We start from the raw sequence: 258 nt of genomic DNA, 5'->3' as shown, positions 1-258 counted from the left end.
TCAGTGTTCGCTTAACTTGCTAGCATGATGCTAATTTCGTGGCATGGCGAAAATCCGTAGATCTGAAGAGACCTGCGGTTCTTTTTATATAGAGCGTAAATACATTCAATACCTTTTAAAGTATTCTTTGCTGTATTGATACTTTGATACCTTGTCTTTCTTACTTTAATATGACGGTGATCTTGCTCAATGAGGTTATTCAGATATTTCGATGTACAATGACAGTCAGGTTTAAGTTTAAAAGCTTTAATTACTTTA

At 34.1% G+C, this 258-nt stretch carries 1 protein-coding gene; it reads right to left on the bottom strand.

Annotation, left to right across the window (positions count from 1 at the left end):
* Window positions 1-11: 11 nt before the first annotated feature.
* Window positions 12-258: DDE-type integrase/transposase/recombinase (locus CD032_RS03435; RefSeq protein WP_000630188.1), on the bottom strand; the 247-nt coding region annotated here is incomplete at its 5' end.

Source organism: Staphylococcus cohnii subsp. cohnii (assembly GCF_002902365.1).
GTDB lineage: Bacteria > Bacillota > Bacilli > Staphylococcales > Staphylococcaceae > Staphylococcus > Staphylococcus cohnii.
This window is presented reverse-complemented; position numbering and strand designations above follow the sequence as displayed.